20 protein-coding genes are annotated in these 23,496 nt (G+C 65.7%); 13 read left to right on the forward strand and 7 right to left on the reverse strand.

Annotated features, from left to right (window positions below):
• The first annotated feature begins 31 nt into the window (after positions 1 to 31).
• The 7 genes from mnmG (at position 32) to ASD73_RS14990 (ending at position 8,944) form a co-directional block, all read left to right on the forward strand.
• Positions 32 to 1,903 carry a tRNA uridine-5-carboxymethylaminomethyl(34) synthesis enzyme MnmG gene (gene mnmG, locus ASD73_RS14960; protein WP_056373151.1) on the forward strand — a complete coding sequence of 624 codons (1,872 nt, stop codon included), beginning with the start codon at positions 32 to 34 and terminating at the stop codon, positions 1,901 to 1,903.
• 33 nt (positions 1,904 to 1,936) lie between these two features.
• Entirely contained in the window at positions 1,937 to 2,596 is a 660-nt protein-coding gene (gene rsmG, locus ASD73_RS14965; RefSeq protein WP_056373152.1) for a 16S rRNA (guanine(527)-N(7))-methyltransferase RsmG, read from the forward strand.
• On the forward strand, positions 2,593 to 3,375 hold the full coding sequence (locus tag ASD73_RS14970; RefSeq protein WP_056373153.1) for a ParA family protein: 783 nt from the start codon (positions 2,593 to 2,595) through the stop codon (positions 3,373 to 3,375). The genes rsmG and ASD73_RS14970 overlap by 4 nt, the downstream gene beginning before the upstream one ends.
• Positions 3,376 to 4,341: a ParB/RepB/Spo0J family partition protein gene (locus ASD73_RS14975; protein ID WP_056373154.1), complete on the forward strand. Its 966-nt coding sequence runs from the start codon at positions 3,376 to 3,378 to the stop codon at positions 4,339 to 4,341.
• Between the two features lie 299 nt (positions 4,342 to 4,640).
• Positions 4,641 to 5,123: a DUF4402 domain-containing protein gene (locus ASD73_RS14980; protein WP_231733422.1), complete on the forward strand. Its 483-nt coding sequence runs from the start codon at positions 4,641 to 4,643 to the stop codon at positions 5,121 to 5,123.
• Positions 5,124 to 5,314: 191 nt separating this feature from the next.
• Positions 5,315 to 6,139, forward strand: coding sequence for a hypothetical protein (locus tag ASD73_RS14985; protein ID WP_056373156.1), 825 nt, complete (start codon positions 5,315 to 5,317; stop codon positions 6,137 to 6,139).
• 33 nt (positions 6,140 to 6,172) lie between these two features.
• Complete coding sequence (locus ASD73_RS14990) at positions 6,173 to 8,944, forward strand: hypothetical protein (RefSeq protein WP_056373157.1); 2,772 nt, start codon at positions 6,173 to 6,175, stop codon at positions 8,942 to 8,944.
• Positions 8,945 to 9,104: 160 nt separating this feature from the next.
• Here ASD73_RS14990 and ASD73_RS14995 read toward each other — a convergent pair whose 3' ends face one another.
• Positions 9,105 to 10,067, reverse strand: a complete 963-nt coding sequence (locus tag ASD73_RS14995; RefSeq protein WP_082521563.1) for a patatin-like phospholipase family protein — start codon at positions 10,065 to 10,067, stop codon at positions 9,105 to 9,107.
• Between the two features lie 226 nt (positions 10,068 to 10,293).
• On the opposite strand from ASD73_RS14995, the gene ASD73_RS15000 reads away from it, so the two are divergent.
• The 4 genes from ASD73_RS15000 to ASD73_RS15015 all read left to right on the forward strand — a co-directional run bounded on the left by ASD73_RS15000 (position 10,294) and on the right by ASD73_RS15015 (position 16,064).
• Positions 10,294 to 12,138, forward strand: coding sequence for a hypothetical protein (locus ASD73_RS15000; RefSeq protein ID WP_056373159.1), 1,845 nt, complete (start codon positions 10,294 to 10,296; stop codon positions 12,136 to 12,138).
• Positions 12,139 to 12,204: 66 nt separating this feature from the next.
• On the forward strand, positions 12,205 to 13,740 hold the full coding sequence (locus ASD73_RS15005; protein ID WP_200934948.1) for an NAD(P)/FAD-dependent oxidoreductase: 1,536 nt from the start codon (positions 12,205 to 12,207) through the stop codon (positions 13,738 to 13,740).
• A 24-nt stretch (positions 13,741 to 13,764) separates the two neighbouring features.
• Positions 13,765 to 14,196, forward strand: coding sequence for a GtrA family protein (locus tag ASD73_RS15010; RefSeq protein ID WP_056373160.1), 432 nt, complete (start codon positions 13,765 to 13,767; stop codon positions 14,194 to 14,196).
• A complete protein-coding gene (locus tag ASD73_RS15015) occupies positions 14,193 to 16,064 on the forward strand; it encodes a hypothetical protein (RefSeq protein WP_056373161.1) in 1,872 nt (623 codons plus the stop codon). The genes ASD73_RS15010 and ASD73_RS15015 overlap by 4 nt, the downstream gene beginning before the upstream one ends.
• 6 nt (positions 16,065 to 16,070) lie before the next feature.
• Here the strand turns inward: ASD73_RS15015 and msrB are convergent, their stop codons facing one another.
• From msrB to ASD73_RS15035, 4 genes are all read right to left on the reverse strand, one after another.
• Complete coding sequence (gene msrB / locus ASD73_RS15020; RefSeq protein WP_082521564.1) at positions 16,071 to 16,556, reverse strand: peptide-methionine (R)-S-oxide reductase MsrB; 486 nt, start codon at positions 16,554 to 16,556, stop codon at positions 16,071 to 16,073.
• A 43-nt stretch (positions 16,557 to 16,599) separates the two neighbouring features.
• Positions 16,600 to 17,850: a cytochrome P450 gene (locus tag ASD73_RS15025; RefSeq protein WP_056373162.1), complete on the reverse strand. Its 1,251-nt coding sequence runs from the start codon at positions 17,848 to 17,850 to the stop codon at positions 16,600 to 16,602.
• A 90-nt stretch (positions 17,851 to 17,940) separates the two neighbouring features.
• Complete coding sequence (locus tag ASD73_RS15030) at positions 17,941 to 19,233, reverse strand: ABC transporter permease (RefSeq protein ID WP_056373163.1); 1,293 nt, start codon at positions 19,231 to 19,233, stop codon at positions 17,941 to 17,943.
• Entirely contained in the window at positions 19,230 to 20,186 is a 957-nt protein-coding gene (locus tag ASD73_RS15035; protein WP_082521565.1) for an ABC transporter ATP-binding protein, read from the reverse strand. The genes ASD73_RS15030 and ASD73_RS15035 overlap by 4 nt, the downstream gene beginning before the upstream one ends.
• Positions 20,187 to 20,252: 66 nt before the next feature.
• Here ASD73_RS15035 and queG point away from each other — a divergent pair, with 66 nt between their 5' ends.
• Complete coding sequence (queG, locus tag ASD73_RS15040; protein ID WP_056373165.1) at positions 20,253 to 21,317, forward strand: tRNA epoxyqueuosine(34) reductase QueG; 1,065 nt, start codon at positions 20,253 to 20,255, stop codon at positions 21,315 to 21,317.
• Between the two features lie 7 nt (positions 21,318 to 21,324).
• Here queG and ASD73_RS15045 read toward each other — a convergent pair whose 3' ends face one another.
• Together ASD73_RS15045 and ASD73_RS15050 are read right to left on the reverse strand one after the other, a co-directional pair.
• Positions 21,325 to 21,699 carry a hypothetical protein gene (locus tag ASD73_RS15045; protein WP_056373166.1) on the reverse strand — a complete coding sequence of 125 codons (375 nt, stop codon included), beginning with the start codon at positions 21,697 to 21,699 and terminating at the stop codon, positions 21,325 to 21,327.
• A complete protein-coding gene (locus ASD73_RS15050; protein ID WP_056373167.1) occupies positions 21,696 to 22,379 on the reverse strand; it encodes an EI24 domain-containing protein in 684 nt (227 codons plus the stop codon). Before ASD73_RS15050 ends, ASD73_RS15045 begins: the two co-directional genes overlap by 4 nt.
• A 109-nt stretch (positions 22,380 to 22,488) precedes the next feature.
• Here ASD73_RS15050 and ASD73_RS15055 point away from each other — a divergent pair, with 109 nt between their 5' ends.
• On the forward strand, positions 22,489 to 23,487 hold the full coding sequence (locus ASD73_RS15055; RefSeq protein ID WP_056373168.1) for an adenosine kinase: 999 nt from the start codon (positions 22,489 to 22,491) through the stop codon (positions 23,485 to 23,487).
• The last annotated feature ends 9 nt before the right edge of the window (positions 23,488 to 23,496 follow it).

Below are 23,496 nucleotides of genomic sequence, written 5' to 3' on the forward strand. Positions count from 1 at the left end.
CGCGCGCTTTGCGGTAAAGGCCGCACCAATCATGCAGAATAGAGAAATTTTCGATGTCATCGTCGTCGGCGGTGGCCACGCCGGAACCGAAGCCGCGGCCGCCTCGTCGCGGCTCGGCGCGCGCGTCGCGCTCGTCAGTTTCGACCCCGCGCTGATCGGGACGATGTCGTGCAATCCGGCGATCGGCGGACTCGGCAAGGGCCATTTGATGCGCGAGGTCGATGCGCTCGACGGCTGGATGGCGCGCGCCGCCGACAGCGCGGCGATCCATTATCGCATGCTCAACGCGTCGAAGGGTGCGGCGGTGCAGGGGCCACGCATCCAGGCCGATCGCAAACTCTATCGCGCGGCGATCCAGCACTTGCTCGCGGCAGAGGACGGCATCACCGTCGTGGCGGGCGAGGCGGCCGCGCTGCGGCTGTCGGAGGATGGATGCGTCGAAGGGCTCGATCTGGCCGACGGTTTGGTTCTGAGTGCGCGTGCGATCGTGCTTGCAACGGGGACATTCCTCGGCGGCCGGCTCTTCCGCGGTGAAGAGCGGATGGAGGGTGGGCGCATCGGCGAGGCTGGCGCACACCGGCTCGCCGAACAGTTACGCGCGGCCGACCTGCCGATGGCGCGGCTCAAGACAGGCACGCCGCCGCGGCTCGACGGGCGGACGATCGACTGGGCGCGGCTTGAGGAGCAGCCCTCGGACAGCGCGGAAGGCGCGCGCTGGACCTGTTCCACGTGGAACAGCGAACGGACGGTGCCGCAGATTTTTTGCGCGATCACGCGCACCAACGCCGAAAGCCACGCGATCATTGCGGCGAATCTCGATCGCTCGCCGCTGTTCACCGGCGCGATCGGCGCGGCGGGACCGCGCTATTGCCCGTCGATCGAGGACAAGATTCACCGCTTCGCCGACCGCGACGGGCATCAGGTGTTTCTCGAACCCGAGGGGCTCGATTCGTTTCTTGTTTATCCGAACGGGATTTCGACCTCGCTGCCCGCCGACGTACAGCTCGCGATGCTGCGCACGATGGAGGGACTTGAGGCCGTCGAGATGGTCGTGCCGGGCTATGCGGTCGAATATGATCATATCGATCCGCGCGCGCTCGACCGGAAATTGCAAGTGCGCGTGATGCCGGGGCTCTACTGTGCGGGGCAGATCAACGGCACGACCGGCTACGAAGAGGCAGCGGCGCAGGGGCTCGTCGCCGGCGCGAATGCCGCGCTGGCCGTGCAGGGTCGCGATCCGCTGATCCTCGATCGGTCCGAATCCTATATCGGCGTCATGGTCGACGACCTCGTGCTGCAGGGGGTGACCGAGCCCTATCGCATGCTCACCGCGCGCGCCGAATATCGGTTGCGGCTGCGCGCCGATAATGCCGCGACGCGGCTGACGCCGAAGGGAATCGCGCTGGGGTTGGTGCGGCCCGCGACCGCCGCTCTGTTCGCCGCGCGGCAGGCCGAACGCGCGCGCGCCGACGCCTTGCTCGATGCGCCGGTCGCGACCGCCGATTATGCCGCGGTCGGGCTGGCGCTTCCGGGCGACGGTATCGGGCGCAAGCGGATCGACCTCCTGCGCTATCCCGATATGAGGATGGCCCGGCTTGTCATACTCGCGCCCGAACTCGATGCGATCGATCCGACAATCCTGTCGGAGATCGCCGAGGACGCGCATTATGCGCCCTATATCGCGCGGCAGGATGCCGAGCTGCGTTCGTTGGCAGCGAATGAGGCGATCATGCTCGACCCCGCGCTCGATTATGGCGCGATCGGCGGGCTGTCGCGCGAGATGGTCGAGCGGCTGACGAAGGCGCATCCCGAGACGCTGGGGCAGGCGGCGCGGATCGTGGGGGTGACACCCGCGGCGCTGACCGCGATCATGGTGCATAGCCGCCGGCGGCGCGCGGCATGAGCCGATCGGTGTTTGAAAACAGAGGGCGCACACATGTCGGTTGAACTGCTTGATAGCGAAGACGCCGCACGGGCCTGGATCGGCGAGTCCTTTGCGCCGACCGCCGTGCAATGGAAACAGCTCGAGCGCTTCGCAGATCTATTGATCGCCGAAAGCACGCAGCAGAATCTGATCGCGTCATCGACGATCCCAACGATATGGGTCCGGCATATCGCAGACAGTGCGCAACTGTTGTCATTCGACACGCGCGGCGGTGACGGTCTCTGGATCGATCTTGGAAGCGGCGCGGGGTTGCCGGGGCTCATTATCGCCATATTGAGCGCGCGCCCCATCTTACTCATCGAATCGCGGAAGCGTCGCTGCGACTTCTTGCGGAACGCCGCTGCGGAGCTGGGGCTAGCAAATGTCGAGGTTGTCGAAGCGCCTTTGGAGCGGATCGAAACGCGGCCTACATCAACGATCAGCGCGCGTGCGTTTGCGCCGCTCGACAAGCTGCTCGACTTATCCGCGCGTTTTTCCACCGAATCGACGCGCTGGCTGCTGCCAAAGGGCCGAAACGCGGTTAAGGAACTGGCTTTGCTGCCCCAGCCATGGCAGAGAATGTTCCACGTGGAACAGAGCCGTACGGACGTCGAGAGCCAGATTTTGGTTGGCTCCGGAAAAATCGCGGCAAAACAGCGAGGAAAGCGATGATCCGCATTGCCGTGGCGAACCAGAAAGGCGGGGTCGGCAAGACGACGACGGCGATCAATCTGGCCACCGCGCTCGCGGCAACGGGCTGGCGCACGCTGATCATCGACCTTGATCCGCAGGGCAATGCGTCAACGGGCCTCGGAATCAAGCAGTCGCAACGCGAATTTTCGAGCTATGAGCTGCTGCGCGGCGACGCGACGCTCGCGGAGTGCGCGATTCCGACTGCAGTGCCACGGCTCGACATCGTCACCGCGACGGTCGACCTGTCGGGGGCCGAGATCGAGCTGATCGAATTTCAGGACCGCCTGCATCGCCTGCAACAGGCACTGTCGGGAGCCGAGGCAGGGCAATGGGATATCTGCCTGATCGACTGTCCGCCGTCGCTCGGCATGCTGACGCTCAACGCGCTGATCGCGGCTGAATCGCTGATCGTGCCGCTGCAATGCGAATTTTTTGCGCTCGAGGGGCTGAGCCAGCTGCTCACTACGGTCGAGCGCGTGCGCGAGCGCTTCAACCAGAAATTGTCGATCCTGGGGGTCGCGCTGACGATGTTCGACCGCCGCAACCGGCTGACCGATCAGGTGTCAGACGATGTGCGCGAGGTGCTCGGCCCGGTCGTGTTCGAAACGGTGATTCCGCGCAACGTTCGCTTGTCCGAAGCGCCGAGCCATGGGCTGCCCGCGCTGATCTACGATCATCGCTGCGCCGGATCGGCGGCCTATATCGCGCTCGCGCGCGAATTGATCGACCGGCTTCCCAACGTCCGCAAGGCTGCATAAATGTCTGATAACAAAGACGAAACTGGATCGGAATCAACGCCAGCGCGCAAGCGCCCATCGGGCTTGGGCCGCGGGCTCAATGCCCTGTTCGGCGATGTCGCGGTCGAGGCACCGGTACTCGCGACCCCGGGCAGCGCCGCGAAGACCACGCCGGTAACGGGCGATGCGGTGCAGCATGTCCCCGTCGGGGCGATTCGCCCGCTGCCGGGGCAGCCGCGTCGCCATTTCGACGAAAATGCGATTGCCGAGCTTGCCGATTCGATCGGGCTGCGCGGATTGCTGCAGCCGATCATCGTCCGCCGCGCGCCCGATGGCGAGGGGTTTCAGCTCGTTGCGGGCGAACGGCGATGGCGCGCGGCGCAGCGTGCGGGGCTGCACCAGATTCCCGCACTCGTGCGCGAGCTCGACGATGCCGCGACCTATGAGATTGCGCTGGTCGAGAATATCCAACGCCAGGACCTCAATGCGATCGAAGAGGCGAGCGCCTATCGCCGCCTGATCGAGGATTTCGGGCATAATCAGGAAGCGCTGGCGAAGCTGGTCGGCAAGTCGCGCAGCCACGTCGCGAATCTGATGCGCCTGCTCGACCTGCCCGCGAGCGTGCAAACGCTGGTCGGCGACGGGTCGCTCGCGATGGGCCATGCGCGCGCGCTGATCGGCGCCGCCGACGCCGAGGCGATCGCGCGCCGCGTCGCAAAGGAAGGGCTGTCGGTCCGCACCGTGGAGGCGCTGGTGCGCGCGGGCAAGGGCGGCGATGCGCCGCGCAAGGCGACGCTCGAATATAAGAGCGCCGACGGCGGGCGCGATCCCGATATCGTTGCGGTTGAGCGGCACCTGTCCGAACTGCTCGGAATCGGTGTCGCGATACAATATGCCGGCGAGGGCAAGGGCGCGTTGACGCTGAAATTCGCATCGCTCGACCAGCTCGATATGATCTGCCAACGGTTGTCGGGCGAATCGATCTGATTTGCGCCGTTTCGGGGCGCGCGCGATTCCTGCCCGGTGCCGCCTGATTTGTGCCAGTCCGGGCCGTTACGAAGGAAGCGCGGTCCCCGCGACCCGATTTTTAAGGCGCTAAAGCCCTGATTTAGCTCGGTTATGTTGCGTAACGCGGGTCAATCCTTGTTGCGCTGTTAACCAAGCTTGCTGGGAAAGCCTGAACAGGTCGCCTCGTAAAGAGGTCGGCGAATGGGGTGGGATATCCATTCGAATTTCGACTTCCAATTTCGAGAATCAAGGGACCAAATCATATGCGCTACTTTGGAATGAAGCGCGCCCTCGCGGGCGCCGCGATTGCTGCCCTCGCCATGAACGCCTCGGCGGCGCATGCAGCGTCGGCCACGGGTACGGCGACGGCCAAGATCTTGCGCCAGATCACGCTCACCAAGACCAGCGACCTGCAATATGCGACGATCATCAGCGGCGCGACCGCCTCGACCGTCGCGGTGTCGACCGCTGGTGCTGCGACCTGCGGCGCGGGTCTGACCTGCACGGGAACGACAACCGCTGGCAGCTATAACGTCCAGGGCACCAACGGCGCCGTGGTGCTGGTCGGCGGCGATTCGAGCGTCACTCTCAACGGTTCGCTTGGCGGCACGATGTCGTCGACGCTGACCTATTCGTCGCCGAACATCACGCTGGGCACCACCGGCGGCAGCTTCCAAGTTGGCGGCACGCTGAGTGTCGGGGCTAATCAGGCTTCGGGCGACTATTCGGGTACGTTCAATGTGACCGCAAACTACCAATAAGGTTTGGGGGGCCTGGCGGGCCGAGATCCGCCAGCGGTTAAAATGGGGTCGCCGGGCATGGATCTGGCGACCCCTTTTTTGTGCAGGGCGCTACGGTGGTTAGCAAAATATCAACCATGTAGGCGCAGGCAGGACGCGACCATCGGGACGGTGTGGGGCCGACTCCCGGACGATTGTGGGGATCGTATCCAATGCTTCGCTTTTTGAAGGCCTTTGGCCTGTTCACCGCGGCTGCGCTTGGCACCGCGGCATTGCCCGCGCTGGCGGCGGGCGACCTGCTCGTCGCGCCGACGCGCGTGATCCTCGACGGATCGCGCGGGACCGAAGTGGTACTAAACAACATCGGCAGCGAACCCGCGACCTATCGCATCAGCCTCGAGATCAAACGGATGACCGCCGAGGGCGGGCTCGACGAGATCGCCGAAGAGGATGTGACGGCCGCCGAGCGCGCCGCGCTCGACATGATCGCTTTCAGCCCGCGCCGCGTCACCTTGCCGCCGAACCAGCCGCAGGTTGTGCGCGTCGGGGTGCGTTTGCCCGAAGGCACGCCGCCGGGCGAATATCGCGCGCACATGCTGTTTCGCGCGGTTCCCGACGCGGCGCCGGCGACCGCTGAGCTCAAGCCCGCGAGCGAGGGCGTGTCGATTGCGCTCACGCCGATTTACGGGATCACGATCCCGGTGATTGTGCGCGTCGGCGAGCTCGGCGCCGAAGCGTCAATCGGCGACGCGTGGGTGAGCGAGACGCGCGATGGCCCCGCATTCAATTTCGACCTCGCGCGCATAGGAAACCGCTCGGTCTATGGCGATATCGAGGTCTCGCGGCCCGGCGTCGCCGAGCCTCTGCTCGTCGCGCGCGGCATCGCGGTCTATCCCGAGGTCGGCGCGCGCAGGGTGTCGCTGCGCGTTCCGGGCGAGCTGGCGGCGAAGCTGAAGGGCCCGGTGCGCATTCGCTATAGCGAAGACCGTGAAATCGGCGGCGGTACGATCGACGAGGCCGAGCGGGTGGTGAAATGACGACGTAGGCGCGCCGGCGAAGCGGGCGGGACGATGATCCGCGCGGCGCTCTCGCGATGGAAGCCGGCGATACTGGCCGGGCTGGCGCTGGTGGTGCTTGCTCCCGCCGGCGCCGATGCCGCTGAGAAAAAGCCTGTTTCCGTGGCGAGCGATAGCTGGGCGCCGAACGAGGACGACAGCTGGCTGTTCGATGTGCGCTCGGGGCAATACCGGCTTGGCAACGGGGTGCGCGGTTATCAGACGCCGCAGGGAATTTGCGTCGACCTGGGCGATGTTGTGCTCGCGCTCGACCTCGCGGTGCGCGTCGACAAGAAGTTGCGCCGCGCAACCGGCTGGGTGTTCGACGAGCGGCGGGGCCTGACGATCGACCGCGACGCGGGCGAAGCGCGCGCGGGGAGCCAGAGCTTTCGCCTGACCGCGACGACGATTCGCGACACGCCCGCGGGCTGGTGCGTCGACCTCGATAGCCTGAACAACTGGCTCGGCGTGCCGCTTGCCGCCGATCTGTCGAACGCGGTGCTGCGGATCGATTCGAAGGACAAACTGCCATTCCAGCTTGCCGCCGAACGCCGCGCGCGCGCGGCTTCGATCCGCCCGCAGGCGCAATTCGATCTCGCGACCCTGCCGCTGGCGGCGCGGCCGTATCAGGCGTGGGCGACGCCCTCGGTCGATGTCGTCGCCTCGGCGGGCGTCGTATCGGACAAGCGCGGCGGTTCCTATGTGCAGGGCCGTTATGAGATATTCGCGGCGGGCGAGGTGGTCGGCCAAAGTTTCGACGCGCGACTGTCGTCGGATAATGAGGGGGTGCCAGACAGCCTGCGGATGCGGCTCTATCGCACCGATCCGCAGGGGCAGCTGCTGGGGCCGCTGAAGGCGACACATTATGGGCTGGGCGATGTGAGCCTGCTGTCGACGGGGATCGTCGCGGCGTCGGCCCCGGGACGCGGCGCGGTGCTCACCAATCGGCCGATCGAGCGGCCCGACGCCTTCGACAAGACGACCTTTCGCGGCGATCTGCCCGCGGGCTGGGATGCCGAGCTGTATCGCAACGGGCAATTGCTCGCCTTCACGAGCCCGAACGGTGACGGGCGATACGAGTTTATCGACGTGCCGCTGCAATATGGCGCGAACCGCTTCGAGATCGTGCTCTATGGACCGCAGGGACAGGTCCGGCGCGAAATCCGGCAGGTTCAGGTGGGGATGGATTCGATCCCGCCGCAGCAGACCTGGTATTGGGCGGGCTTCGCGCAGGAAAATGCCGACCTGATCGAGTTCGGCGGCCGGCGGCGCGGGGCGTTCCGGCGCGGCTGGCGCGGGACGATGGGGATCGAGCGCGGACTCGACACGCGGACGTCGGCCGCGGCCTATGTCCACAGCCTGCTGATCGAAAATGCCCGTTACAATTATGGCGAGGTCGCGTTGCGTCGCTCGATCGGGCCGACCTTGCTCGAGGTTGGCGGATCATATGCTGATAATGGCGGTGTCGCGGCGCGTGCGAGCTGGCTGGCGGCGTTCGGCGAAACCTATGTGCGCGCCGATGCGATGCGCGGGTGGGGCGGATTCGTCTCGGACCGTTTGATCAATAATATCAATGGTATCACCTCGGTATCGGTCGACCAGTCGGTCCAGCTGGGGCGCACGGTGCTACCGCTGCATTTCGACGTTCGGCAGGTCGAACGATGGTCGGGGGTCGACAGTCTGGAAGCAAGCGCGCGCGCGTCGGCGAGCTTTCGCGCGCTGACCTTCACTGGCCAGCTCGACTGGAGCCGGACGAAGGTGCCGGTCGGCCCCGATCCGCCGGATAATCTCACCGCCAGCCTGCTCGCCAACGCCCGGATCGGCCGGGTTCGCGTCCGCGGTGAGGCGCGTTTTGCGCTCTCGGGCACCAATGCCGATTCGCGCCTGACCCTGATCGGCGAATGGGCCGGGAAGGGCGCCGCCGAATGGCGCACTGAGCTCGGATATGACCGCGGGCTCAATCGCGTGCGGGCGGGAATAGGATATACGCGCCGTTTCAATAAGCTGCAGCTGACGGGATTCGGCGAGATCGCGAGCGACGGCTCGGTCGCGGCGTCGCTGGCGCTTGCTTTCAGCTTTGGGCCCAGGTCGGCGGGCGGCTGGCGCGTGTCGAGCGAGAAGCTCGCAAGCCGCGGCCAGGTGGTCGCCGAAGTGTGGATGGACGAGAATGGCGACGGCATCCGCCAGCCGGGCGAAGCCGCGCTGCCCGATGTGCCGCTGACCGCGGGCAACGCCTTTGTCGATGTCGCGACCGACGAGACGGGGCGCGGTGCGATCGACGGGCTCGAACCCTTCCGCCCGGTGATGATCGGCATCGATGCGGGCAGTCTGCCCGATCCCTATGTCCAGCCCGCGCTGCCGGGGGTCGTGGCGACGCCGCGGCCCGGCGTCGCGACGCGCGTGCTGCTGCCGATGGCGGCGGCGGGCGAGATCGAGGGCAGCTTTCGGCGCGACGGCGGCAACCCGATCGAGGGGTTGGGGGTCGAACTCGTCGACGCCGAAGGGCACGTGCGCGCGACGACGATCACCGAATTCGACGGTTATTTCCTGTTCGAGAGTGTGGCTTATGGGCGCTATACGGTCCGGCTGGGCAAGGCGTCGGCAGCCATATTGCGGCTCGATGGAGCGTTTGCGATCGGCGCGGCGCCGGGGAAGGCGACGCCGCGCGTGCGGTTGGGCACGCTAGCGTTGAAGCCGCCGATGCGCGACGTTGCGATACGGGGCGAAGCACTGACCGGCGGCAACAACGCTCGCGGGCCGCCGGGCGAGGGGGATAGTGAATTGTAATCGCCAGGCGACTTTGGGGTGAGCGGGCGTTATGCACCCATCGCCATCCCGGACCTGATCCGGAATCCACCGCAGCGCCGAAGTCATGGAACCCAATCAAGCCCGGGGTGACGAGGAGAGATAGGACGGTTTTCGGTCGAACGCGGACGTTCGACCGCTCTCAACTCAGCAACGGCTCCAGCGCGTCCCATTCGCGATCGACCGCGCGGCGGCCGGCGTCGATCGCGGCGCGGATTTTCGCCGGGTTGAATTCGAGCGTTTCGGCGACTTCTTCCTCGGGCTCGATAATGCGGATCGGCGCGAAGCGGTAGCGCGCAATCTGGACGTCGAGCGGGCGGAGGATGCGCGCCGCCTGCGCGCCGCCGATGCCTTCGTTCTGGAGCGCGCGAAGCTGGCCCTCGCGCGCCGCGATCAGGTCGTTGATCAGCGCGGCGCCGGCAAGGTCGTTCGCCGACACTTCGGATTGCAATATATCGACCGCGCGCAGTCCGATCTTGATCAGATTGGGGAAGGTGCGCACGGGGCCGGGACGCGGCGCGGGCGAGGCGCGCACCGCGATCACCCCGCGCGGGTTCATTTCGAGCGCCGAACTCAGGGGGGTCACGTCGCGCACACCGCCGTCGACCCATTGTTCCTCGGTCCCGTCGCTCGCGCGCGTCTTCAGCGGATCGAAGAAGAGCGGCATCGCGCAGCTGGCATAGACCCAATTGTGGATGCCGGGCACGCTTTCGTCGATCGCGCGATAGGTGCCGGTACCGAGATTGACGACACCGAGAAGCAGCTTGCGTCCGCTTGCGCGCAGCTTCGCGTCGTTCGCGAAACCCTTGAGCAGGCGTTTGAGCGGTGCGGTGTCGTAGAGCGCATCTTCGCCGAGCAGCCCGCCGACGACGCCGAGCGGGCGTGACTTATAGATCGAGCTGTTGCCGCGGATTCCAAGCCAGGCATCGAGCAGGCCCGGCACATCGTCCTGCGCGACGCCGAGCGCCTGGATCGCGCCGGTCGATACGCCCGCGACGATGTCGAGGCGAACGCCCCGATTGACGACGAGTTCGTGGACGACGCCGACCTGAAAGGCGCCTTTCGCGCCGCCGCCGCTCAATACGATTGCCAGACCGCCTGCCATGCCTGCGTCTCCTTGATCGGCGCCAGTTTACCGCAAGCCGGGCCGCGCCCCAAGTGGCGAAGCGGCGCTTTGCGCAGAAATCAGGGGTGCCGATAACCGATTCTTAGCCATGATCGGCAGGGGAGGAGCCACCGCGCACGTCCATCGCTACCACGATATTAACCAGTCTTTAGCGCGCAATAGCTATGGAAATCAGCGGGGCTGGATGTGGCCATAGGAGAGACGGATGGCCGCGACGGTGGCAAAAACGCGCAATGATGCGGGTTCGGCCGCCGCGCTTTCGCCCGATCGGCTGGCGCTGATCCTGTGGCTGGGCTTCGCCGTGGCCAGCCTGTTTCTGCATCGCGACGCGATCGCGAACCTGGCCTTTTCCGATCCCGATAATGCGATGCGGCTGGCGCAGGTTCGCGACCTGATTGGCGGACAAAATTGGTTCGACACGGCGCAATATCGCACAAATCCGGGCGGTGGGGGCGGGCCGACGCATTGGTCGCGTTTCATCGATGCGCCGATCTTTGGACTGATCGAGTTGTTCAGCCTGTTCGTCGATCCGCAAACGGCCGAGCGCTGGGTGCTGGCGATCTATCCCCCGCTTCTGGCGCTGCCGTTGCTGCTCGTGTTTTCCCGGATACTGCAGATTTTGGGCGACCGGCCGTTCGTCTTCATCGGCCTCGCGATCGCGGCGACGACGATCAGCTATCTCCATCATTTCGCCCCTCTCAATATCGATCATCACAATTGGCAGGTGTTGCTCTCGGTCATTCTTCTGTGGCTCGCGCTGCGGCCGGCGAGCTTCGCGAACGGATTATTGTCGGCGCTCGCCGCGAGCATCTATGTCGAGATTTCGCTGGAAGGGTTTCCCTTCCTGGGCCTTTTCTGGGCGCTCTTTGTCTTCGACTGGCTGCGCGATCCGGCCAAGTCGAGCCGACTCCGCGGTTTTTCGGCCGGGATGATCCTGTTCCCCGCGCTCTGGTCGCTGCCGTTCCGGGGGACGACCTATCTCTCGACCGTTTTTTGCGACAGCTTCTCCTTGCCCTATCTCCTTGCCACCGCCTCGGCCGGGGCGGTCTTCCTGATGGCTTTGACCGCGCCGCCCCGCCGGACCGCCTCGCTTGGGCAGCGTGTGTCGATCGTCGGGGCGGCGGGGGTCTTTTTTGCGGCGGGCTTTATCCTGACGGGGACCGCTTGCCTGGCGGGGCCGTTTGGCGAACTCGAACCGCTCGTCCGCACCTATTGGTATGAACCGATTCTCGAAGGACGGCCTTTGTGGGAGCAGGTGCCCGCGCGGAGAGCGGCGTATATCCTTCCCACCATCGTCGGATTGGGAGCGGTCTTGTGGGCTTGGTGCCGGGCGCGGGGTCGTCCCGAGGCCGAAAATTGGAGGCGCCTCGGCTTGATGATCCTGTTCGCCGCGATCATGGCAATTCTGGTGATCCGCTCGCTCGCCGTGGCCCATGCCTATATGGTCCCGGCGTTTGCCGCCCTCGCGCTGGCCTTTTGGCGCTGGGGCGACGCGGGAACGAGCATTTGGCGCCGCCTGACCGGAACGCTGCTTCTTTTGCTGTCAATTCCGACGATTGCCATGGCTTTGGGTTTCAACCTTTCGCTGCTGACGGCGAAGTCGGCGGCGGGGAGGGCGAGCGGTAGCGACCCGGTCTGCCTGTCTGAAGGCTATCCGGCGCTCGCGGACGAGCGCCCGGCGCTACTCTTCGCGTCGATCAATATCGCGCCGACTCTCCTGGTCAGCACGCCGCACAGCGTGGTGACGACGGGTCATCACCGCAACCATGCGGCGATCAACCGCGTCCTGTCGGCCTTTCTCGCCCCGCCCGCCGCGGCGCGGCCCCTGGTGAGTGTCGGAGGCGCGCAATATCTGGTGTTCTGCGAGAATGACATCGCGCCGCTGGCCGCGGCCCGCCCTCATGGATTGGCTGCGCATTTGCTGCGGAGTCAGCCGGTCGATTGGCTGGAACCGCAACCCAGGCTCTCCTCGGGCACGTTCCATGTGTATCGCATCGTCGCGTCCGCCAAGGAAAGCCCGCGGTTAGAGCGAAATCCTTCCTTCCGTTAACCACTTTTTATCCATGTTCCCTCCATTGCGACGGACAGCAATTTGCCTGTGTGGGGGAATATCGAAGTGACCAACGCCCAAGTGTCGAAAAGCCGTCCGACGAGCGCCGACGTCGCCATTATTGGTGCCGGTCCCGCTGGGCTGACCGCCGCCTATCAGCTGACCCAGCAGGGATATAGCGTGACGGTGATCGAAAAGGATCCGACCTATGTCGGCGGGATCAGCCGCACGGTCGAACATGAGGGTTTTCGCTTCGACATCGGCGGCCACCGCTTCTTTTCGAAGAGCCGCGAAGTCGTCGACCTGTGGAACGAGATCTTGCCCGACGATTTCATCGAGCGCCCGCGGATGAGCCGCATCTATTACGAGGGCAAATTCTATTCCTATCCTTTGCGTGCGTTCGAGGCGCTGTGGAACCTCGGCGTCGTGCGTTCGACGCTCTGCATGGTGAGCTATGCGCAGGCGAAGCTGCTGCCGAACAAGAATGTCCGCAGTTTCGAGGACTGGACGATCAACCAGTTCGGGCGGAAGCTCTATTCGATCTTTTTCAAGACCTATACCGAGAAGGTGTGGGGCATGCCGTGCGACGAAATGTCGGCGGACTGGGCGGCGCAGCGCATCAAGGGGCTTTCGCTCGGCGCCGCGGTGCTCGACGGGCTGAAGCGCAGCCTCGGGCTCAACAAGCGGCCCAACGATGGCATGGCGACCAAGACCCTGCTCGAAACCTTCCGCTATCCGCGGCTCGGCCCCGGCATGATGTGGGATGCGGCGCGCGACAAGGTTGTCGCGGGCGGCAACCATGTGCTGATGGGCCACAGCTTCAAGCAGCTGACGCAGGATCAGAAGACGGGCCGCTGGCGGATGACCGCGACCGGTCCCGACGGCGATGTCGTGATCGATGCCGCGCATGTCATCAGCTCGGCGCCGATGCGCGAACTCGCGGCGCGTATCCATCCGCTGCCGGCGTGCGCGCTCAGCGCCGCGCCGAACCTAAAATATCGCGACTTTCTGACGGTCGCGCTCAAGATTCGCTCCGAGGATCTGTTTCCCGACAACTGGATTTATATCCACGACAGCAAGGTGCAGGTCGGCCGGGTGCAGAATTTCCGTAGCTGGTCGCCTGAAATGGTGCCCGACCCCGAACTCGCGTGCGTCGGTCTCGAATATTTCTGTTTCGAGGGCGACGGGCTCTGGGCGTCGAGCGACGAAAAACTGATCGCGCTGGCGACGAAGGAAATGGAAATCCTGGGCCTTTGCGATCCGGAAGATGTCGTCGGCGGCGCGGTGGTGCGGCAGGAAAAAGCCTATCCTGTCTATGACGATGATTATGCCAAGCATGTCGAGGCGATGCGCAGCGAGCTTGAGGCGCGTTATCCGACGCTGCACATGGTCGGGCGCAACGGCATGCATCGCTATAACAACCAGGATCATGCGATGATGACCGCGATGCTGACGGTGCGCAACATCGTCGCGGGCGAAAAACTCTATGATATCTGGGGTGTCAACGAAGATGCCGAATATCATGAAAGCGGCACGGAGGGCGAACAAGCGGCGCTTGCTTCGGTCCGCGAGGTGCCGGCGCGCGTGGCGAAGGCCGCGTAAGCGCTTGGCCGGGGGATCGGCATCATGTTGCCCGTGACCAAATTGATCGCGGTGGTGCGGCGCGGCGAGATTCGCTGGCTGAACTATCTGCTCGCGAGCGTGCTCGCGCTTGGCAGCGATGCGGGGCTTTTCCTGCTGCTGCTCGACGCCGGGCTATCGCCGGTGACGGCGTCGGCGACGGGCTATTGCGCCGGGATTCTCGTGCACTGGATCGTGTCGAGCCGGCTCGTCTTTGCCGACGGCGCCGCCGCACGCGGCACCGGTGAACGCCATCGTCAGAAACTGCTCTTTGTCGGGTCGGCGCTCGTCGGTCTTGCTGTCACGACGGCGATCGTCGGCGGCGGCAGCGCGCTCGGCCTCGATCCGCGCCTCGCAAAGCTCGCGGCGATCGTCGTCAGCTTCCAGACGACCTATTTGCTGCGCCGCCATATCGTGTTCCGGACTGCGGCGGCATGAACGACGCGTCCGCGCTTCCCGCGGGCGCAGAGCCGTCGGTTCGCGCGCCGGAATCCGGCGGCATCGTGCTGGGCCCATGGTTCACGCCGGTGCGGATCTCGCTGATCATCTGGGGGCTGATGAGCCTGGTCGCTATCGTCGCGAAATGGCAGGCGATCGGTGCGCTCGATCTATCGGATACCGACGATGCGATGCGCATGGCGCAGGTCCGCGACCTCCTCGCCGGGCAAGGCTGGTGGGACCTTTCGCAATATCGCGTCAATCCGGCGGGTGGCGGGGTGCTGATGCACTGGTCACGCATCGTCGATGCGCCACTCGCCGCGGGTATCTTGTTGCTGAAACCGCTGTTCGGGCAGACGATGGCCGAACGGATCGTGATGACCTTGTGGCCGCCGATGCTCGGCGCGGCGCTCAGTGTCGCCTGCGTGCTCGGCTATCGGGGTTTGTCCGACCGGCGGATCGCCTATGCCGTGCCGCTCTTCCTGATCATGTCGGGCTATATATTGGTGCAGTTCCGCCCGCTTCGGGTCGATCATCACGGCTGGCAGATTTTCCTCGCAATGCTGATCATGGCGCAGGCGCTTCGGCCCGCGAGCTGGCAGGCGGGCCTGCTCGGCGGATTGTTCGCCGCGGCGCTGCTCGCAATATCGATCGAAGGGCTGCCGATCGTCGCGCTGTTCGCCGGCCTTGCCGCGCTGCGCTGGGCGCTGCACGGACGCGCCGAGGATCGCGCCCGGCTGTGCGGTTATATGGGCGCGCTCGCGGGCGGCGCGCTGCTGCTCCAGTTTGCGACGCGCGGCCCCGAGGGGCTGCTCGGCAACTGGTGCGATTCGCTTTCGGCGCCCTATATGGCGGCGTTCATCGCCGCTGCTGCGGTGACTTTCGCGGCCGCGCGGGCCAACCCGGACCAGCCGTGGGCTCGCCTCCTGCTGCTGGGGCTGGCTGGTCTGTCGGCGGCGGGGGCGCTGGTGTGGACCGAACCGCAATGCGCGAACGGCCCCTTTGCCGCGCTCGATCCGATCGTCGTGCAATATTGGTATCTTAATGTGCTCGAGGGCCAGCCCCTGTGGATGTCGCCGCCGTCCAGTGCGATCCATGTGCTCGTGCCATCGCTGATCGGTCTCGCCGGGTCATTGCTCGCGTGGCGGGGTTGCTCGGCGGCCACCGATCGCCGGAATTGGGCGACGATCATCGTGGCGCTGATCGGGGCGGCGGCGCTGTCGCTGCTCGTCCTGCGCAGCGTTTCGACCGCGCACGTCTTCGCCTTGCCCGGCTGTGCGTGGCTCGGCCTGCGCGCCTGGGCGTGGGCGCGGACGATTCCTTCGACCTTGCTGCGTATCCTCGCGTCGGCTGCCGCCGCGCTGACGCTGCCGCTGTTCGGCAGCATGGCGGCGGCGGCCGTGCTCGGCCTGGTGGTCCCGTCGCTGAACGCCGAAGAGGACAAGGCCATCGAAGAGGTCGCCGCGGCAAATCCCTATCAGGAGGACTGCCTCGATCCTGCGGCGATCGCCGACCTGAACCGTCTGCCGACGATGACGATCCTGACCCCGATCGATCTGGGCGCGCCGGTGATTTTCTGGACGCGCCACAGCCTGGTCGCGACGCCCCATCATCGCAACAAGGAGGCGATGGCGGACTCGATTCGCGTCTTTTCCGGCGACCCCGGACATGCTGAGGCGCTGGTCCGCAAGCAGGCGACCACCCTGATCATGTTTTGCCGCACCGCCAATGATTTCTCCCAATATCGCCGCGCGCGTAAAGATGCGCTCGCGGCGCAGCTTTACGCCGGAACGCCGCCGGCGTGGCTCGAAGCAGTGCCGATCGGGTCTCGCGCCGGGCTGTCGGTGTGGCGGGTGAAGCCCGAATAAAAGGCGTCAGGCGGGGCGGAAGGTCAGCGCCGCGCCATTCATGCAATAGCGTTTGCCCGTCGGCCGCGGCCCGTCGTTGAAGACATGGCCGAGATGCCCGCCGCAGCGTTTGCAATGTACTTCGGTGCGCGCATAGCCGAGCTCATGGTCGGTCGCGGTGGCGATGCCGCCCTTCAGCGGGGCCCAGAAGCTGGGCCAGCCGGTGCCGCTGTCGAACTTGGTCCTGCTCGAATAAAGCGGCAAGGCGCAGCCGGCGCAGGCGAAGGTGCCGAAGCGCTTTTCCTTGTCGAGCGGGCTGGTGAAGGGGCGTTCGGTCGCCGCTTCGCGCAGCACGCGATATTGCAGCGGTGACAGGCGCTTTTTCCATTCTGTGTCGGACAGCTGCCAGCCGGGCAGCGCTTTGGGGCGTGCCGATTTGGCGAAGAGCATCGGCGCGCCGATGATGGCGCCGCCGAGCGCGAGTCCGCCGAGAATGAAACGACGTTCGATCATGTCTTCGATACGTACGCTTTGAACAAAGGGTTACACGCCTACGTCAATATTTTTCGATCTGGGCCGGGATCGACCGGAAACCGTGGACGAAGCAGGCGTGGACGCGCTCGGGGGTGCCCGTCACGGTGACGCGCATGCGCCGCGCCGCCATTTCCTCGAGCAGGATGCGCAATTGCAGTTCGGCGAGGCGTGCGCCGACGCAGCGGTGGACACCGTAACCGAAGGACAGGTGACGCCGCGCATTTTCGCGCGTCAGGTCGATATCGTCGGCGTCGCTGAACACGCTTTCGTCGCGGTTCGCCGACAGATACCAGAGGATCAGCTTGTCGCCCTTGGCGATCTTGTGCCCAAACAGCTCGGCATCGGCGAGCGCGGTGCGGCGCATATGCGCGAGCGGTGTCTGCCAGCGGATGATCTCGCTCACCGCATTGGGAATGAGCGCCGGATCGGCCTCGAGCTTCGCGCGCTGCTCGGGAAACTGGTCGAGGCCGTAGGCGAGCCCCGACATCGTGTTGCGCGTCGTGTCGTTGCCGCCGACGATCAGCAGCACGAGGTTCCCGATGAACTCATATTTGTCCATGTGGCTCATCGCTTCGCTGCGCAGCATCATCGAGAGCAGGTCGGGGGTGGGTGGCTGGTCGAGCTTTTCCATCCACAGCCGCTGGAAATAGACGAAGGCCTCCTCGAGCACCGCGCGGCGCTGTTCCTTGAGCTCAGGTTTCTGCGCGAGTTCGACGTCGCCCATCCAGTCAGACCATTCGCTCAATTTGCGCCGGTCTTCCCACGGGAAATCGAACAGGATCGCGAGCATCTGCGTCGTCAGTTCCATCGAGACGCGGTCGACCCAGTCGAACGTCTCGCCCCACGGCAGGCCGTCGAGCACTTCGCCGGTGCGGTTCCGGATGTCTTCCGACAGGCGCGTCATTTCGGCGGGGGTGAAGGCGGGGGCGACGGTGCGGCGCTGGTCGGTGTGCTGCGGCCGGTCCATCGCAATGAACATCGGCAGCTTAAAATCCTCGTCCTCGTCGCGTTCGAGGATCGTGATCCCCCCATATTCCCATGACGAGGAATAGATGTCGGGCAGCGCCTCGACATGCTGGATCGCCTGATGACTCGCGATGTTCCAGTAGGGCCCGTGGACGCTGTCCTCGCACTTCACGATGCCGCCCAATTTGCGCAGTTCGGCGAAGGGCTCTTGCCAGCGATCTTCCGAATAGATCACGGCTGGGCTCATGTCATAGGCGTGGGTGACAGGCTGGGGGGTGACAGGCTGGGGCTTCGCTGCAGTCGCCATCGGGGGGCATCCTCTCTTTGCAAGGGACTCGCCGCGACGCTTGCCGCCGTCAGCAAAATCAGTTGCAGAATGCCACTGCTAACAGCTTTGTCAATGAGACAGGGGCGAACCGCTCTCCGTCAGCGTCGCGGCGGCGCCCGCACCCCTTGTCCGTTGCCAGAATTTCCAGCCGCTGCCGCCGCTGAGCACGCCCGACCGGAACAAGCGCACCGACAGGAAGATGACGAGTGCGACCCAGATCGCCTGCCAGCCGAGCGCGAGCAAATGGATCGCTTTCGCATCGTCGGTCGCCGCGCGCGCCGCCATCGCGAGTGGCGAGGAGAAGGGGAAGATCTGGGCGAAATGCGCGAGGCCGCTGCCGGGTGCGCTCGCTGCGCCGGCCGACAGGCTGAACATGCCGACCTGGAAGATGGTGATCGGCAGGCTGAGCATCTGGATTTCGCGGACCGATCCCGCCTGCGCGCCGACGCCGAGGAAGACCGCGCCGAGCAGGAGGAAGGACAGGATGAAATAGGCAAAGCCGATACCGAGAAAGAAGGCCCAGCCCGTCGCGGGCATCGAGGCGAGCGCGGCGGTCGCCTTGCCGGCCTTGCCTGCGGCCGCGATCGCGGCGGGGTCGACCTGCGTCGCGGCGATCAGCCCGCCCCCCATCGCGACGATCATCCAGAAGGCGATAAAGAGCACGGCAACGCCGAGCATGCCGAGCAGCTTGCCGAGAAAGACGCTTTCGAGCGGCACCGCGGCGGCGAGGATCTCGATGACCTTGTTGCCCTTTTCCTCGGCGAGCGAGCTTACCGTCTGGCCCGCCAGCAGCAAGGTCAGGAGGAAGATGATGAAGACCGCGCCGAATCCGAGCGACTGTTGCACCGCGATGCTGGTGCCGCCGCTCGATAGCGCTTCGAATTCGGGTGTGATGGATGACATCGGCCCGGCGGCGCGCGCGCGCAGCACATCGCCCGCAAGCAGCGCAAGATAGCGGCCCGCGCTGCTCTCCTTTTCGCGCTCGACGATGCGGGGGGCGGCCAGGGGACCGCTCATGACGGCATAGGTGTCGCTGCCCTTTTCGCGTGCGATCGCAACGGGATCGCCGTTGGCAGGGCCGGCGATCCGGATATCGAGCGGTGCGGGTTCGCGGATCATTCCAGCCCGGAGTCGCTGATCGGAGGCCCGAAGCGCCTCGATATCTGCCGGATCGGCGACGACGACGATGCGGCCGGCGCCGCGCGCGCTGTCGGCAAGCTGCGACGCCCCGACGCCGCCGGCGAGCCCCATCGCGACCATGAATAAAGGCGCGAGCAGGAAGAGAAGAAAGGTCGGGGTCGCGACGATCGCGAGAAAGTCGCGCCGCGCAACGACGAACATGCTGCGAATGAAGGGAGTCATGCGCTGGCCTCCTCTACGGCATCCTCGGTCGCGTCGGCGTCGAACCCCGCGTCGACCTGGCGGACGATATGGACAAAGGCGTCGTGGAGCGCAGGTCGGCTGATCGACAGGCCGGTGACGCCATGACCGCTCGCGGTAATGCGCGCGAGCAACGGTTCGACATCGGCGTCCTGAATCGCGAAATGCCACGCGTCGCCGCGGAGTTCAGCGCCCGCCGGGAGATTTGCGGCAACCGCGGCGGAATCGCCTGCGGTTCGCGGCGTGTAGCGAACCTGCATCGGGAGAAGTGCGCGCGCTTCGTCGACGGTGCCCTCGAACCGGCGCGCCGAGCGCGCGATGATGGCGATGCGGTCGCAGAGACGTTCGGCATGCGCCATGACATGCGTCGAAAAAAGAATCGTCGCGCCACGGTCGCGCTCGCGGCGCACGAGCATTTCGAGCCGTTCCTGGTTGACCGGATCGAGCCCCGAGAAAGGTTCGTCGAGCACGATGAGGTCGGGGGCGTGGACGATCGAGCCGATCAGCTGGATCATCTGCGCCATGCCTTTCGACATTTTGCGGATCTTTTCGTCGATCACGCGTTCGAGCCCGAGTTCGGTCATGAAGCCCGCGGCGCGGCGACGCCCCTCGGACCAGTCGAGCCCGCGCAGCGCGCCCATGAAGGCGATCGCCTCGCGCGCTTTCATCCCCGGGTACAGCCCGCGTTCCTCGGGAAGATAGCCGATTCGGTGGCGCACCGACTGCGGCCGCTGCCCGCCAAAGAGGCGGCTCGACCCCTCATCGGGGTCGATGATGCCGAGCGTCATGCGCAGGCTCGTCGTCTTGCCCGCGCCATTGGGACCAAGCACGCCATAGATGCTGCCCGTCGGCACGGCGAGGGACACATGATCGACCGCTTTGTAATTGCCGAAATATTTGGTGAGGCCATTCGCCTCGACGCTGAAATCGCTCAAACCCGGGTCCCCAATCTTGGCTCACCAAGCTATGGCACGGCGAGGCCGCTCGCGTATAGAGCGGCAATGGTTGCCGAAGCCTTGCCTCTTGGAACGCCTCCCCTCGAAGACCGGCTCGAAGCCGTCGCGCGCGCGCATGGTTTCGCGGCGTTCGGGATCGCGCATGCCGAGGCGGCACCGCAGACCGCGGCGCGGCTCGACCAATGGCTCGCCGAGGGGCGCCACGGCGATATGATCTGGATGGAAAGCCGCGCCGCGCAACGCGGATCGCCCAAGGGGCTGTGGCCCGAGGTCAAATCGGTGATTGCGCTTGGTATGAGCTATGCCCCGGCGCTCGATCCGCTCGCGCTCGCCGATCAGCCGGATCGCGGGCGCATCTCGGTCTATGCGCAGGGCGGCGACTATCATGACGTCGTCAAAAAGGCGCTCAAGGCGGTCGCGCGCTGGCTGGTGGCGGAGGTGAAGGACGCCGAGGTCAAGGTGTTCGTCGACACCGCGCCGGTGATGGAAAAGCCGCTTTCGGCGGCAGCGGGGCTTGGCTGGCAGGGCAAGCACACCAATCTCGTCAGCCGCGATCATGGCAGCTGGCTGTTCCTTGGCGCGATTTACACGACACTAGAGTTGGACCCGTCGAAGCCCGGCCGCGATACGTGCGGCAGCTGCTCGGCGTGTCAGGATGCGTGCCCGACACAGGCATTTCCGGCGCCGTACCGGCTCGATGCGCGGCGTTGCATCTCGTATCTGACGATCGAGCATAATGGGCCGATTCCGGTCGCGCTGCGGCGCGGGATCGGCAACCGCATCTATGGCTGCGACGATTGCCTGGCGGCGTGCCCGTGGAACAAATTTGCCGAAACCGCACACGCGCATCGCGCCTTCCTGCCGCGCGCCGAACTGGCCGCGCCGTCGCTTTCCGACCTGCTTGCGCTCGACGATGCCGATTTCCGGCAGGTCTTCGCGGGGTCGCCGATCAAGCGGATCGGGCGCGGGCGCATGGTTCGCAATGCGGCGATCGCGGCGGGGAACAGCGGCGATGTCCGTTTTGTGCCGGTGCTCGAACGACTGGCGAAGGATGAATCGCCGATGGTCGCCGACGCCGCCCTATGGGCGCTGGCCGAGCTGGCGTCATGACGCCCGGTCAGCGCTGAAACGACTGCGCGCAGCTGTTCACTTCGGCATTGCGGCCATCGGGCGTGCGGGCGTCGACATGCGTCGCGACCGGATTTGCGCCCGCGCGCGGGGCGTAGAAATAGACATCGAGGATGCAGTTCGACCCGGCAAACTGCAGCTTGCGGCCGGCACCCTCGGTGACGTCGAGGTGGGGCTTGCCGAACATCCGGCCGATCGCATCGGCGCTGTTGCCGATCAGGGCGTTGTTTTGCACCGGCTTAACGACCGTAGTCGGCGGCGCGGCCGGAAGCGGTGTCGATGGGCGAGGGATCGCGGGGCCGGCGCACGCGCCGAGCGTCAGGGCTAGGCCAGAAATGGCGGCCAGGCGGCGGTTTTCGATCATTTTTTCTGGTCCCCATTGCGCAGATGCAGCATGTGCACGGCCATAGCCGCGCTCAGAATCGGCGCCAACAGATTGGCGACAGGCACCACGAAGCTTGCGGCAGACAGCAGCCCGAGCGACCAGCGTGCGGGCCGGTCGAGCCGTGGCTGGTCCGAGTGGCGCGCGAGTACCATTGCCTCGAGATCGCGGCCTAGCAGCAATGCGTTGACTAGCAGGGCGAAGATCGGCGTGCCAATGCCGGTGACGAGTAGCAGGATGTAGATCGGTAGCGCGAGCAGGTTGCCGCCGATGAGCCGCACCAGCGAAGCGAGCGCGAGGCCGATATTCTGACGCCAGCCGACATCGACGGCCTGGCTTGCGGCGGCAGGATAGTGGCGCCCCTCGACATCGGCGACGATGCCGTCGGCGAAAAGGCCGACGACGACGATCGCAACGGCGCGGAAGAGCAGCCAGCTTCCGGCGATGATGGCAAGGATGACCAGGATACCGGCCATGTCGAGCTGCGCTTCGTCGAGCCATTTCCAGTGCGCGAGCGCCCAGCGCGTCGCGAAAAAGATCGCTGCGCCCGCGACGGCGAGGAGCATGAGCGTGAGCGCGAGGCTTTGCGCCAGCACGCGCATCACGCGGGGCTGCGGCAAGTCCCTTAACGCGAGCAGGAAGGCGTGAACGGCGCGGGCCATGGTCCGGGGATGGTGGGCGCGCGCGCGCGGGTCAAGCGTTATGCTTGCCTTGGCCGGCCTCGCCGCCTAAGGCGCGCGGCAGCTTTTTCCACGCATCACAGGATTTTTCATGGCCTCCACCGCCCGTTTCGACGTTGTCGCCATCGGCAACGCCATTGTCGACGTCATCGCCCGCGCCGACGATGCGCTGATCACTGCCGAAGGTCTGACCAAGGGGTCGATGCGGCTGATCGACGCCGAAGAGGCCGAACGCCTTTACGCGGCGATGGGACCCGCAATCGAAATGTCGGGCGGTTCGGCGGCCAATACATTGGCGGGAATGGCCGCGCTCGGCCAGCGTTGCAGCTTTATCGGCCAGGTCGCCGACGACCAGCTCGGCCATGTTTTCACGCACGACCTGCGCGCGCTCGGCGTCGCTTATGAAACCCCGCCGCTCAGCGAAGGCGCGCCGACCGCGCGCTGCCTGATCCTCGTCACCCCCGACGGCCAGCGCACGATGAACACCTTCCTCGGCGCGAGCCACCTGCTCGAGCAGTCGATGATCGACGAAGCGTGGATCGCCGATTCGGAAATCCTCTATCTCGAAGGCTATCTGTGGGATCCGGAGCTGTCGCGCGCGGCGATGCGGCGCGCGATCGACGTGTCGCGCGCGGCGGGACGCAAGGTCGCGTTCACGCTGTCCGACGCGTTCATCATCGACCGTCACGGCGCCGATTTCCGCAAGCTGATCGCCGAGGGGCTGTTCGACATCCTCTTCGCGAACGAGGTCGAGATTTGCGCGCTCGCCGAAACCGATGATTTCGAAGCCGCCGTCGCGAGCGTCGCGGCGCAGGTGCCGCTGCTCGTCGTCACGCGTGGCTCGCATGGCGCGCTCGCGATCACCGGCGGCGAGCGCACCGAGGTCGGCGCCGAGCCGATCGAAACGGTCGTCGACACCACCGGGGCGGGCGACCTGTTCGCCGCGGGTTTCCTGTCGGGGCAGGCGCAGGGCCGTCCGATCGCCGATTGCCTGACGATGGGCGCCGTGTGCGCACGCGAGATCATCGCGCAGGTCGGCCCGCGCGCGCAGACCGACCTCAAGGCCAGGATCGCCGAACGGCTGGGCTAGGAACCTTCG

Source organism: Sphingopyxis sp. Root154 (assembly GCF_001427105.1).
Taxonomy (GTDB): domain Bacteria; phylum Pseudomonadota; class Alphaproteobacteria; order Sphingomonadales; family Sphingomonadaceae; genus Sphingopyxis.